Origin of the sequence: Perspicuibacillus lycopersici (assembly GCF_025660475.1) — a bacterium.
GTDB lineage: Bacteria > Bacillota > Bacilli > Bacillales > Caldibacillaceae > Perspicuibacillus > Perspicuibacillus lycopersici.
The window spans coordinates 331096-344397 of record NZ_JAOUSF010000004.1; the positions used below are offsets into that span (position 1 = coordinate 331096).

Genomic DNA, 13302 nt, shown 5'->3' on the forward strand with positions numbered 1-13302 from the left:
TACATAACAGCCTAGCATGTAAAATATATGCTAGGCTGTTATTGTATTTTAACCAAAGAAAAGGTCAATAAGGTTCGAGCCAGTCGAACTTTGTTTGTTATATAGTTCGGAGTATCCGCAATTTTTACAATAAACCACCTTAAAATGATTATGTTGGATATCAAACATTTTCGACAAACCAGTTCCAGATGTCGCGATTTCTTTTGTACCGACTTCTGTATGACCACATTTAATACAGCCTTTTTTTTCACTCATAAAAAATCCCCCTTTCGACATAGAAAAATTTTACCACTTACAGATAGTATATCCAAAGGAAATTATATTTGTAATCAGAAAATTTTAATAAAAATTAGTGCCAATCTCCTAGACTGGGTCATACTTTTTACCTGTTTTTACAAAAAGAGCAACATTCCAATGTAATGATTACAATATTTGATTATAATGACAGTAAATACTGAATATTTTATTGAAGTCACTGGCAATTTTCATCCTTTAGGAGGTTACTAAAAATTTGAAGCGAAAAGTTATAGTTTTCTTAATATTACTATTTATGGTAATTGGAGGTTGCTCACTAATGAATGAAACGGAACATGGACCACTTGATAATGATCAAACGACTGGAAAGGAAGAACTTGTTTCTATACAAAGCTATATTGGAGATGGCTATGAGCTTCCAAACGGAGAAGAAACAGATAAAATTGCTGAAGCTGCCCGTGCGGAAATAGAGGCCGCAGTAAAAGAATTTTTCCAAGTAAACTATCATACAGAAATTGTTCTCCACAATATCGTTGGCAATGTTGATGGTGCGACAGTTTTTGTCGAATCAGTCGGTGAACCACATTTCTACACATATGCAATTGTACCGATGGATGTAGCAAATAAGAAAGTTCTAGCCGATCAAATATGGACACAAGAAGGGGAAGTAGAACGAGCGATTATTGCTGGTTTATATGCGATGATTTTTGAAGACGAGTTAGCGACACTTGATAACTATTTTGAACAGCTTACAGCGGAATATCCAGTTGTTGGTTTTCAGGAAGAAGCGATCGAAAATGTCATGGGTAGCGGATATACTACTCCGTATTATTTTATTTCGATTCCGAGGGCAAACTTTAATACATTATATGAAATGTATCAGGAAAACCGTGAGATAAGCAAGGCTGCATTAAAAAATAGTATTCGATCGTCGTATGATCCAAAACAAGTGACATTCTCGATACAATTATTCATGAAGGAAGCAAATAAAGAACCAGATCCACAAATATTTGATCAAATCATAAAGGATATTGAGGCTATGGAAGGATTACCAAAAGGTTCTTATTCTGTAAGACTAAATGATAACTATATCGATAAAGCAACTGGAAATGGGGTAAAGGAAAATACATTAGAACGAGCACATCCTAATGAAATTATTAAGCAATAATTAGGAGGAGAAAATGGTGGGGGAAATAAAAAATATAAATACAGGCACAATTGTAAGTAACACGGTCCAACAATTGGAACAGCCTATTAATGATCGGGACTTGGTCGAACTTGGGGGATATCATGCATATTTAAATTATAATGTGGATGATATTATCGAAGTTAATGGGTCGGAATATCGGGTTTATTCTGTCGTCGGAAACACAACTTCTGGCCTCGATGCCATGACCGTGCAAAATCTAGCGACCGGTCAGTATGTCGTCGTATACCAAGGGACATCTGATACAACCGATATGTTTGTAGATGCACAGCTACTTAGCGATTTTACACCTGCGCAGCTTGAAGATGCAAAGGATTATTATGAGGATATGGTAGAGAAATTTGGAGATATTGCCTATGTTACTGGTAATTCATTAGGTGGAGGATTGGCAGGGTATGTTGGAGTGCATCATCCGGACGTGGAGGTTGTGACATTAAATCCTGCTCTTCTCCCAGATGGTATTGTCGATGAAGGAGAAGACTATAAAAATATCCACAATTATTTCAGTGTATATGATCCATTAACGACGGCAATTGAAACAGGCAATTTAGAAAATCGAATTCCCGGTGCACATTATGAGATTAATAATGGTGTTCCTAGCTTTTCTTTTATCGGGAATAACCATACCGGATTTCTCCGGAAGTCTGGTAGTGAGTTAGATTGGCGAATTGATGAACAGGAGCAGGCTTATATTATTGGAAATGAAGGAGAGCCAGGCTACGGAAAAATTTATTTTAATGCCGACGCCCACGTCATTACTAGTGTATGGACAGGAAAATCACTTCATGCAGGATTTACCCCGCGGTTAGACTTGAACCACTCCCATTTGAAGCAACTAGGGGACGCGATTGGATCGCAAGTATTAAGTCGAATAAAAACTTCAAATGACTACTTAGAAAACTCCTTTGAAATTGTCATCGATGAAAATCAGAAATTTGCAATACGCGTACAAAATCTTCAGGATCAATTTGATGATTTATTTAAAAATTATATCGGTGACCCAGTATTCAATGAAATTACTAAACATGCCGAAAGGGTAAAGGGAGTTATTGACGATCTTATTCGTAGCTTAGCTGTAGCAGAGATAGCCTGTCGCAATTTAAACTCCATTTTAAATTCCCCACCGATGGAGCTGTTGGAGTTTTTAATAAATCAAAATATTAGTGTGGAAGTAATTTTTCAACAAATTCGCCAAGAGCTTTATCAATTAAAGCAGCAAGTAGATAATTTAACGAATGGCTTTCAATATATTGTTCGAGACATGATACCTGACTTATTTGTAAGTAGAACAAATGCATTTCGAGATGCAGTGGTTGATGAAATTATGGCCCACTATCAAATTATCATGAAAAATAAAGGGTTGGTAGAAAAACAAATTGGAGATTATCAGCTGCAAATTCAGGCTGTTGCGCAAACCTTTAAAGATCAGGATCAGCTGCTTGGTAGCTCCATTCGTACGAAAAGTAAATTTTCTGGTACCCGGGTAGAAATACAACCAGTAAAGGAATATCCTTTACTCGATTCTCCTTATATGAAGGTACGTATGCAATTGAAGGAAATTCATTTAGATCTTGCCTTTGAGGTTTTTGAAAAGAGTTCCCATTCGTTAATTAAACCAATTTTAAATAGCTTGAAAATAATTTTATGGAGTGTCGAAAGTTTATTAGAAACTGCTTCTGCAACAATTCGTGGAGCAAAAAATATCGGACTATACGGAAATATCCCCGGTTTAATTGCAAGTTTGTTTTCTAATTTTGATGATAAAGTGAACCGAGCAGTAAATGATGCACTTCGTCCGTTGGATGAATTAGCTTCAACATTAGAGGGTCTCCGAGATGGCATTAATCGGATTGATAATAATTTCGGCGAGGTAATTGATAACTTCCGTCCATATTTTGATACCTTTTTATTTCAGAACTCTGGTTACTATAATATCCATTTATATAATTCTGCTGCAGCAAATATATTAGATGATATGGAGCTATTACTTAAGGATATCGTTCACCAGCTTTCCGAGCAAAAAGCAAATGCCATTTTGGCACTAAATGAAGCTTCTGAAGGTGTTTTAAAAAATATCCAAATTCTCGAGGAACAAGTAAACCGTGTGACGATCGGTTAAAGGGATGCAATTTTTGGGGCATACCCATTGCATCCTTTTTTATTCTGTTGTAGTGACAAGCTTGAATGTCACTTGTTTGTCTGTGGAAAAACATGAATTGTGTATTTTAGACAGAATTATAGTGCAACAAGTCATTCATTAGCTATTATTACATTTAAAATAACCTACAAGCAAAAACACTTCAAAGCTTTTCTCCACAATAGTTTGCAACAGTTTATTTAATAGTGAAGCAGACGAACAAATATCTTTCCCAGATACAAAAAAGCTATTCATATACCTAATGGGTTTTTTGAAGTGTATTACAAAAAAGAATCAAATTAAATCATGTTGTATTAGGATCAAATAGAGAAGTATTCATATGGAAGCAGGAGGTAGGTGTGAGGATGGGCTTCATACTATTCATTTTAGGCATTCCGTTAATTCCGTCTATATTTATCCAAATTGGTATCAAGAGAAAACATGTTGCAGTAAAAACAATAGGCAATATTGTGTTAGCATGGATATGCCAAATTCTCTTTATTATTGCCTATGGATTCTACCTAGCTTCCTTAGGGAAAAATACTTCAGCCTATGGATGGATGCTTCTGATTTACCTATTTAATTTACCAGTCGCACCTATTTTGTTGATTTTTGTCCAGCTGTTAAAGAAAATGAAGAAATGAACGACATATTGTTGCTGTAATTGCATTCCTCCATTTTAAATGTTTATTCGAATCATGAAAAATAGCTTACATAACGTGACGAAAAAGCATATAATAGTTTTCAAGATATAGGAAGATAGAAAATACAGATCATTGACAATTGGAGGACAACTAGATGATTCAAATTAGGGACGCAAAAATAGACGACCTACCTGCAATGCTTGAAATCTATAATTATGCAATACTAAACTACACTGCTACTTTTGATATAAATGTACAAACTTTCGCGGAGCGTAAAATCTGGTTTGAAAAATATGGCGGTCGATTGCCACTAATTGTTGCAGAAGAAGATGGGGAAGTGCTTGGGTACAGCTGCTTGAACCATTTTAAAGAAAAGGATGCCTATGACCGGACGAGTGAATTATCGATTTATATTGCACCAGAGCATCATGGGAAAGGCGTAGGTAGCTTACTGATGAAGGAAATTATCAGACGCGCGGAACAGTTGAATTATCATACCGTTATTGGTGTAATTACTGGTGGAAACGAAGCGAGCGTTAAGCTTCATGAGAAATTCGGCTTCGAGCTAGTGGGTAGTTTAAAAGAGGTTGGCTATAAATTTGGTCAATGGCAAGATGTTCATTATTATCAGCTAATTTTTGCAAATAAAAGGGATGGAAAATGAAAATTATAAAGCTTGTTTCAGCAGAGCTAGCCCCTATGGAATTATTATTGACGGCAGATCCCGCTCGTGAACGAATCGAGGAATATTTGGATAAAGGGGAATGCTATGTTTTACAAAAGGATGCGGAAGTTATTGGTACATATGTTTTATTGCAAACTTCAGCTAGTACAATCGAGTTAATGAACTTAGCGGTTCATGAAAATTACCAAGGAAAAGGCTTGGGCAAAAACTTAATAAAAGACGCGATTCTTCGGGCAAAGCAGGCAGGATATCAAACGCTGGAGGTTGGTACTGGAAATTCTAGTTTTGGACAGCTTGCTCTATATCAAAAATGTGGATTTCGTATAATAGGGGTTGATCAAAATTTTTTTCTACGAAATTATGATGAGCCTATTATGGAAAATGGCATATGGTGTCGTGATATGATTCGCCTTTCGCAAACCTTATAGGGAAAAAATTTTACGACAAATGGTTATTGTGCAATAAAAAACTCTTTCCAAGTAAAAATAATCGAACGTACAAATTCCATTCAATTTTTTGGTAAAAGAAAAAGCATTCCAAACAAAATGTGTGTGGAATGCTTTTTACTTTCTTACTGTTTCTATCATCCAATTAATAAATCCGATCCCCATTAAATATCGAGTTTTTCACAATAACATAATCGACATTACGAATTGCCTTTAACTCTTTTCCGCCAGCATAGGAAATAGAGGATTGAAGATCCTGTTGCATTTCATCTAACGTATCTTGAAGTGGACCTTTGTATTCTACATACATTTTTTTCCCTTCAACATTCCGCTTTTCGCCTTTTTGAAACTCGGATGCAGAACCGAAATATTCTTTGTATAATTTTCCGTCCTTCTCTATCGTTACCCCTGGAGATTCCTCGTGACCAGCGAATAAGGAACCTATCATCACCATTGTTGCTCCAAAACGTATCGATTTTGCAATATCTCCATGTGTACGGATACCACCATCTGCAATGATTGGTTTACTTGCGGCTTTTGCACACCAGCGTAATGCTGCCAATTGCCAGCCACCAGTTCCGAAGCCAGTTTTGATTTTCGTAATACATACTTTCCCAGGTCCAATTCCAACCTTTGTAGCATCTGCGCCAGCATTTTCTAATTCTCTTACAGCCTCAGGAGTTCCAACATTTCCTGCGATCACAAAAGCGGCTGGCAAATAATTTTTAATATGTTTAATCATATCAATAACTGCATTCGAATGACCATGGGCAATATCGATTGTAATATATTCAGGCGTTAATTGTGCTTCCGCTAGTTGTTGAACAAATGCATATTCCTCTTCTTTTACACCGACACTGATCGATGCGTATAAGCCACGAGCTTGCATATCCTTAACGAAGTCTAGACGTTTCTCAGGCTGGAAACGATGCATAATGTAAAAATAACCATTTTCCGCTAAATGTAGCGCGATTTTTTCATCTATAATAGTCTGCATATTTGCAGGTACGACTGGCAATTTAAACGTACGTCCACCAAGTATAACAGTTGTATCACATTCTGTACGACTAGATACGATACATTTTGCGGGAATCAATTGAATATCTTCATAATCAAATACATTTTCCATAATAGCACCCCTAAACACGAATATTTAAATTAAATTTTAATTATTTCGTTCGCAATTGGTACTATACCTTATTTTTTTCTATGTGTCAAAGAGTTTATCGGAATGACAGTAATTTCCAGTCTTTTAACGAAATTCTCTATCAATCAGCTTTGATAGTTTCAGGAATGGATGTTTCGTGTTAAGCTTTATGTAAAAATTTATCGAAAGTTCATGCATTGGAGGAGAAGGTTATGAAACGACCAGTAATAGGTGTTATGCCTTTATATGATGAGGAAAAAGAAAGCTACTGGATGCTTCCTAGTTATTTAAAGGGAATAGTGGAAGCAGGTGGAATACCTATCATTTTGCCGTTAATAAATGACTCAGAAGCGATTAAACAATTGGTTGAAAGTCTTGATGGATTTCTATTAACTGGCGGTCAAGATGTGAATCCGGAATTATATGGAGAAAGGGCAAGTAGCCTATGTGGCAAACCTCTGTTAGCTCGTGATACGCTTGAAGAATTCGTTATAAAATATGCGCTTGAGGCAGATAAACCAATATTGGGGATTTGCCGAGGCTTGCAAATACTCAATGCTGTTTTAGGCGGAACCCTTTATCAGGATATTCCAACACAAGTAAACGAAGGGAAAACGATTGTTCATCAACAAGAAAAACCGTACGATACTCCGATTCATGCGATACATATTGAAAAAAATAGTTTATTATACGATCTGTATCAACAAGAATGTGTTCTGGTAAATAGCCTTCACCATCAAGGTATAAAAACATTAGCAAAATCACTTCATTGTGAAGCGTTAGCAGAAGATGGTATCGTGGAGGCAGCCTTTATGCCAGGGAAAAAATTTGTTCATGCGCTTCAATGGCATCCGGAATATATGTTGGAAGTGGATGAGCCAAGCAGAAAACTATTTCAATCATTTGTTACGCATTGTGTGAAGCTTCGAAAGCTATCTTAAAAGAGAAAAAAGGAAATGAGACGAAAGGTACGCTTCATTTCCTTTTTGTTTATTATTTTTTTATGCTGTTTTTTTGTCCGACAATATCGACAATTTTTCCTTGATATAATTGCTTCTCTGTAAACGTCAGTCCTAGTTCATGACTCATTTTCTTTAAGAAGCTTTCTTCCCTTGCGTTAACAAGTGAAATAACTGTTCCTTCCTTGCCCATCCGTCCAGTCCGACCAGAGCGATGTAAATATTGTGTTGTCGTTTTTGGAAAATCAAAATGGATGACATATGTTACATCTTCAATATCTAAGCCTCTTGCAGCTACATCTGTCGTTAATAATAACGGGATTTTTCCGGAACGGAAATTTTTCATTGACTGCTGTCTTTCCATTTTTTTTGATTCGCCGGCAAGTACAGCTAAAGGAATGCCATGATAGGCAAGCTTCGCTTCTGCTTCCTCAACTTTTTCCACGGTCTTAAGAAAAGCAATAGTCCGACCAGAGATGGTATGGATGATTTTTCGCAGCAAGTCGATTTTATCTCGTTGCTCACAAACAAAATATATATGATTTGTATTTGTTTGATCAATATTTTCTTCGACTCGAATTACTTGTGGATCCTGCATAAACCCTTTTGCAATCGTTTCGGTTTGAGGAGAGATTGTTGCTGAGAAAAATAATACTTGGCGATCACGTAAAGTTGCTTTTATGATGCTTTGAACATTTCCTAAATGCTCTGGTGATACCAATTGATCTGCTTCATCAACGACAACGGTATGGACCTCGTGCATTTTTAATTTTTTCATTTTAATTAGCTCGACAATACGACCAGTAGTCCCAACAACAATTTGTGGTTTTTCCTTTAGCTTTTCTACTTGTTTTTTCACATTTGCACCGCCAATAAAGGATGCACTACCGATTGTCGTACCTTTTGTCCATTTTCGAACCTGATCTAATATTTGCATTACGAGTTCACGGGAAGGAGCCAGTATGACCACTTGAACACTTTTTTTTGATTCGTCCAATTTTTCAATAACAGGAAGCAGGTAGGCAAGTGTTTTCCCAGTACCAGTAGGGGATTCACATATGACATCCTTTCCTTCTAGTATTGCTGGAATTGCTTGATCCTGTATATTAGTTGGGGCTTGGAATCCAGACTCCTTCCAAACCGATTGTATATATGGTTTCATTGTTTCTAACTGTAAGCTGTTTGCCATTTATTTGTACCATCCTTTTTACCTATTGCTATATATCATTCTATTCTAATCGAAAATGCTGCTTAGTACAAAATTTTCCTGAAGAAGTGGTGAAAATAATATAGCAGCGAGTCAATTATTCGCTGCTAACCGTCCAAGTGGACCATTTTCATCGATAAGATCTTGAATGCTGTACACATTAATAGGAAACATAGGAAAGCCAAATACATATGGAGTGATGTCATAAAGTTGAAAATAAATCACTAATGTTTTATCTGCTAAATAAAAATCTTGATCTGGTTTAATTACGGTAAAATCATCAATTAGTTCAATATTTCGTTCCTTAATTTGTAGATGAATAAGCTCTGAAAGTCTTTCAATATAATTACTTCCCGGCTTAAATAGGCTTTGAAGTGTACAGATTTTATTGTCCTTCAAATCGAACGTTAACGAATGGATGAAGGTCATTCCATGTGCCGCATGATAGTGATACGTATAGTTGGATAGGTAGAGACTTAATACATCCCGTTGATTATTTTTGATTTCAAATGAACCGATCATTTCTTCAACGGTTGAAGGTATATCCCCTACTTGCAAATTAATTAGCTGCTGGGTATGTTGAACGATTGTTTGATTCACAAGGTTTTCGAAGTGTTGATTTTTCATGCCACTAACAAGTGGGTAGTAAATAGTCTTTTTCGGTCCGCTTGTTATTTTCAATGGTTGAATAATAACGGGTAAGGAAGTGGGCATTGTTATCCTCCTTCTTTTTTCAACGTTTATCCCATACTATTCTTTAAAAGTTAGAAAGTGAACATTATCGAAACAAATTAGCATAGTGGTGACAATATCGTGACATCGGTTGCAAGGAGGAATTGATTACGATATATTAAACGTGTAGTTATAGTGAAATATTTCACAAATATAACTTTGTAATAATCAATAGTTTGTAAAGCAATCATTATTTTTTTAGGGAGATTTGTGAATTGATTCACAAAAAATATTTTAGTTGGAGGTAACAAAAATGGAAAAACAACAATGGTGGACAAATCCTCTAGTAAGTGTAATCTGGACAGTTGCTAGAATTTGGCTAGGAATCCAATGGATCGAAGGAGCATGGCATAAATTTGCCGATGGTTTTGACGCCAGTGGATTTTTACAAGGAGCAATTGCAAAAGCAAGCGGTGAAGCACCAGTAGTACAAGGCTGGTATGGCGCATTTCTAGAACATTTCGCAATGCCGAATGTAGAAATCTTTAACATAGTGATTCCATTGGGAGAATTGTTAGTAGGTCTTGGTTTAATACTTGGAGCAGCAACAATCCCAGCATTAATCGCAGGCGCATTCATGAATTTAAACTTCCTATTAGCAGGAACAATTAGCACAAACCCAACATTATTTGCTGTAGCAGTTATCCTATTATTTGCAGGCGCAGGCACATACTACTATGGTGTGGACCGATTCGCAATTCCAATGGTTAAAACATATTTCCAAAACAGACATAACCGCGGAAATAAAACGAAAAAGGTAGCGACAGTTTAGCAAAATGAATTTAGGAAAGCGAGTCAGCCAGGAATCCCCTGGTTGGCTTGTTTTTTTTGTCGATTTTAAGGTTTTAATCGGATTTGGAGGAAGAAGGGGAGAGAAAATCGTTTTGACGGAGTGTCTCAAAAGCATTAGGAGCAGAAAAAGTTGCAGAAATCCGTTAGATAGAAGGTCTCAAACGGATTTTGTGTAAGAAAGTGGGCTAAAATCCGTTAGAAGGATGGTCTCAATCGGGTTTTGAGCAAGAAAGTGGGTTAAAATCCGTTAGAAGGAAGGTAGCAATCGGATTTTGAGTAGGAAAATGGGTTAAAATCCTTTAGAAGGAAGGTATCAATCGGGTTTTGAGTAGGAAAAATGGTTAAAATCCGTTAGAAGGAAGGTATCAATCGGGTTTTGAGTAGGAAAGTGGGCTAAAATCCGTTAGAAGGAAGGTATCAATCGGGTTTTGAGCAAGAAAGTGGGCTAAAATCCGTTAGAAGGAAGGTATCAAAAGGATTTCAAGCAAAAAAAGGAGCGAAAATCCGTTAGATGTGAGGTGTCAAAAGGATTTTGGTCAAAAAAAGGAGCGATAATCCGTTAGATGTGAGGTGTCAAAAGGATTTTGAGCAAAAAAGTGGGCTAAAATCCTTTTGAAGGAAGGTATCAATAGGATTTTGAGAAAAAAAAGGATCGAAAATCCATTAGAAGGGAGGTATCAAAAGGAATTCGGTCAAAAAAAGGATCGAAAATCCTTTAGAAGGAAGGTCTCAATCTGATTTTGAGCAAGAAAGTTGATAAAAATCCGATAGATGGATGGCCACAAAAGGATTTTGGTCAAAAAAAGGAACGAAAATCCTTTAGAAGGAAGGTCTCAAAAGGATTTTGAGAAAAAAAGTGATTCCAAATCCGCTTGATAGTAGACATCATAAGGATTACATACAAGCAAAGAACCAACATAACCAACATAACCAACATAACCAACATAACCAACATATTAACGTTTACAAACATAAAAAATGACAAAATGGTGACAAGGCTTGCAATGGGAATAAAAGTGCGGTATATTAAACGTGTAGAAGATAGTGAAACATTTCACAAATAAAAACTCAATATTAACTAGTTAAAGCAAAAGCAATTATTCCTTTTTTAAAACATATTTGTGAAAAACTTCACAACTAACAACTAAAATATATGGAGGAAATAAAAATGAAAAAACAATGGTTCAATAACCCAATCGTAAACGTAATTTGGACAGTGGCAAGAATTTGGTTAGGACTTCAATGGATCGAAGGAGCGTGGCATAAATTTACTGGTGGGTTTGATGCAGCAGGATTTTTACAAGGCGCAATCGCCAAAGCCGGAGGTGAGGCACCAGTAGTCCAAGGCTGGTACGGAGCATTTCTAGAACATTTCGCAATGCCAAATGTAGAAATCTTTAATGTCGTCATCCCAGTCGGAGAATTCCTAGTAGGCATTGGTTTAATACTTGGGGCAGCAACAATTCCAGCATTAATCGCCGGGGCATTCATGAACTTGAACTTCTTATTAGCAGGAACAATCAGCACAAACCCAGTATTATTAGCAGTAGCAGTTATCTTATTATTCATCGGAGCAGGCACATACTACTACGGTGTGGACCGATTCGCAGTCCCAATGATCAAAACATATTTCGCAAACAGACATAACCGTGGCAATAAAGTGAAGAAAGTAGCAACTGTTTAACAATAAAAAAACAAGTCAGCCAGAAACATGGCTGACTTGTTTTCATTTGACATTTTAATTATCCGATAAAAATGTCCTCCTCTGGATAGCGTATCGAGGATGATTTTTGCTTTGTAAATAGAAATGCAATTGTTAATGGACCAATACGACCGATGAACATCATAACGATGATAATACATTTTCCAATCGACGTAAGGTCTGCCGTTATCCCAGTTGTTAAACCAACCGTACCGAACGCAGAGACAACTTCAAATACAATGGATAAAAACGGCGCATTTTCAGTAATTGTTAATAAGAAAATTGTAACAAAAATAAGCATGAAACTAATAATGGTAATCGCCAATGCTTTTAATATCGCTTGTTTTTTAATTGCTCGATTGTATATGATCGTTTCATCTTTTCCCCTTAAATACGAATACGTAGCTAAAATCAATACAATAAAGGTTGTAACTTTAATCCCACTGGCAGTCGAGCTACTTCCTGCACCGACAAACATAAGGAGCATCATAAGTAGTAGCGAAGGGGTTGTCATCGCCCCAATATCAATAGAATTGAAACCAGCAGTCCGAGTGGTTACTGCTTGGAAATAAGCTCCCCATAGCTTATCTGGTAAGGAAAGCGAGCCAAGCGTACCTGGATTAGAATATTCAAGAATAAATAGTAATAATGTCGCAATCACATTTATGCCTAATGTTCCGACAAGCATCATTTTCGAATGTAACGATAAATGCTTGAAATTTTTCTTATTCCATAAGTCTACTAGTACGGTAAAACCAATACCACCTGTAATAAATAATCCAGTAATTACGATATTAACTAATGGATCCCCAGCATATGAAGTTAAATTATCTGGCCATAAAGAAAAACCAGCATTGTTAAAAGAAGCTATCGTATGAAATAAGCTTTGATACATTCCAGTTTGCCACCCAAATGCTGGTACCCATTTAATGGATAAAAGGATGAAACCAATCGCTTCGATACTAATTGAAAAAATAAATAATGCCTTTACTAATTGTACTAGTCCACCTAATGCGGTTTGGTTGAGTGATTCTTGAATAAGGACACGTTCTTGTAAACCAATTTTTTTCTTAAACATTAAAAAAAATAATACAGCAAAGGTCATAAACCCTAAACCACCAAATTGCATAAGAAGCATAATAATAACTTCACCAAATGTTGTAAAAGTAGTCCCTGTGTCGACAACAGCGAGCCCAGTTACCGTTGTAGCAGAGGTTGCTGTAAATACTGCATCTAACCAGGAGATTGATGCAGATGTTGCAAAGGGCAGCTTCAATAAAAAGGTTCCTAGTAAAATAAGAACGAAAAAGCCACTAGCCAATATTTGTGGTGGGCTAAGTTGGAACATTCGCCTTTTTAATGGATGATTGTCATTTGATAGAATCATAG

General features: G+C 36.4%; 13 protein-coding genes. 8 read left to right on the forward strand and 5 right to left on the reverse strand.

Annotated features, from left to right (window positions below; genetic code table 11):
- Positions 1 to 48: 48 nt before the first annotated feature.
- Positions 49 to 255 carry a zinc ribbon domain-containing protein gene (locus tag OEV98_RS13685; RefSeq protein WP_263073890.1) on the reverse strand — a complete coding sequence of 69 codons (207 nt, stop codon included), beginning with the start codon at positions 253 to 255 and terminating at the stop codon, positions 49 to 51.
- A gap of 319 nt (positions 256 to 574) precedes the next feature.
- Between OEV98_RS13685 and OEV98_RS13690 the strand changes: the two genes are divergently transcribed.
- The 5 genes from OEV98_RS13690 to OEV98_RS13710 all read left to right on the forward strand — a co-directional run bounded on the left by OEV98_RS13690 (position 575) and on the right by OEV98_RS13710 (position 5356).
- Entirely contained in the window at positions 575 to 1423 is an 849-nt protein-coding gene (locus OEV98_RS13690) for a DUF1672 domain-containing protein (RefSeq protein WP_263073891.1), read from the forward strand.
- A gap of 16 nt (positions 1424 to 1439) precedes the next feature.
- A complete protein-coding gene (locus OEV98_RS13695) occupies positions 1440 to 3581 on the forward strand; it encodes a DUF2974 domain-containing protein (protein WP_263073892.1) in 2142 nt (713 codons plus the stop codon).
- 383 nt (positions 3582 to 3964) lie between these two features.
- The gene (locus OEV98_RS13700) at positions 3965 to 4243 is read left to right on the forward strand and encodes a hypothetical protein (RefSeq protein ID WP_263073893.1); all 279 of its coding nucleotides are present in this window, start codon (positions 3965 to 3967) and stop codon (positions 4241 to 4243) included.
- 154 nt (positions 4244 to 4397) lie between these two features.
- Positions 4398 to 4907 carry a GNAT family N-acetyltransferase gene (locus OEV98_RS13705; protein ID WP_263073895.1) on the forward strand — a complete coding sequence of 170 codons (510 nt, stop codon included), beginning with the start codon at positions 4398 to 4400 and terminating at the stop codon, positions 4905 to 4907.
- Complete coding sequence (locus OEV98_RS13710) at positions 4904 to 5356, forward strand: GNAT family N-acetyltransferase (protein ID WP_263073896.1); 453 nt, start codon at positions 4904 to 4906, stop codon at positions 5354 to 5356. The genes OEV98_RS13705 and OEV98_RS13710 overlap by 4 nt, the downstream gene beginning before the upstream one ends.
- 163 nt (positions 5357 to 5519) lie before the next feature.
- Here OEV98_RS13710 and guaC read toward each other — a convergent pair whose 3' ends face one another.
- On the reverse strand, positions 5520 to 6503 hold the full coding sequence (gene guaC, locus OEV98_RS13715; RefSeq protein WP_263073897.1) for a GMP reductase: 984 nt from the start codon (positions 6501 to 6503) through the stop codon (positions 5520 to 5522).
- A gap of 230 nt (positions 6504 to 6733) precedes the next feature.
- Here guaC and OEV98_RS13720 point away from each other — a divergent pair, with 230 nt between their 5' ends.
- The gene (locus OEV98_RS13720; protein ID WP_263073898.1) at positions 6734 to 7462 is read left to right on the forward strand and encodes a gamma-glutamyl-gamma-aminobutyrate hydrolase family protein; all 729 of its coding nucleotides are present in this window, start codon (positions 6734 to 6736) and stop codon (positions 7460 to 7462) included.
- Between the two features lie 52 nt (positions 7463 to 7514).
- Here the strand turns inward: OEV98_RS13720 and OEV98_RS13725 are convergent, their stop codons facing one another.
- Together OEV98_RS13725 and OEV98_RS13730 are read right to left on the reverse strand one after the other, a co-directional pair.
- Positions 7515 to 8669, reverse strand: a complete 1155-nt coding sequence (locus OEV98_RS13725; RefSeq protein WP_263073900.1) for a DEAD/DEAH box helicase — start codon at positions 8667 to 8669, stop codon at positions 7515 to 7517.
- Between the two features lie 111 nt (positions 8670 to 8780).
- On the reverse strand, positions 8781 to 9401 hold the full coding sequence (locus OEV98_RS13730; protein WP_263073901.1) for a DUF3298 and DUF4163 domain-containing protein: 621 nt from the start codon (positions 9399 to 9401) through the stop codon (positions 8781 to 8783).
- Between the two features lie 271 nt (positions 9402 to 9672).
- Between OEV98_RS13730 and OEV98_RS13735 the strand changes: the two genes are divergently transcribed.
- Positions 9673 to 10191, forward strand: a complete 519-nt coding sequence (locus OEV98_RS13735) for a DoxX family membrane protein (RefSeq protein WP_263073902.1) — start codon at positions 9673 to 9675, stop codon at positions 10189 to 10191.
- Positions 10192 to 11379: 1188 nt separating this feature from the next.
- Entirely contained in the window at positions 11380 to 11895 is a 516-nt protein-coding gene (locus OEV98_RS13740; RefSeq protein ID WP_263073903.1) for a DoxX family protein, read from the forward strand.
- A 58-nt stretch (positions 11896 to 11953) separates the two neighbouring features.
- Here OEV98_RS13740 and OEV98_RS13745 read toward each other — a convergent pair whose 3' ends face one another.
- Positions 11954 to 13300 (reverse strand): TrkH family potassium uptake protein, encoded by a 1347-nt coding sequence (locus OEV98_RS13745; protein WP_263073904.1) that lies wholly within the window; start codon positions 13298 to 13300, stop codon positions 11954 to 11956.
- Between the last annotated feature and the right edge of the window lie 2 nt (positions 13301 to 13302).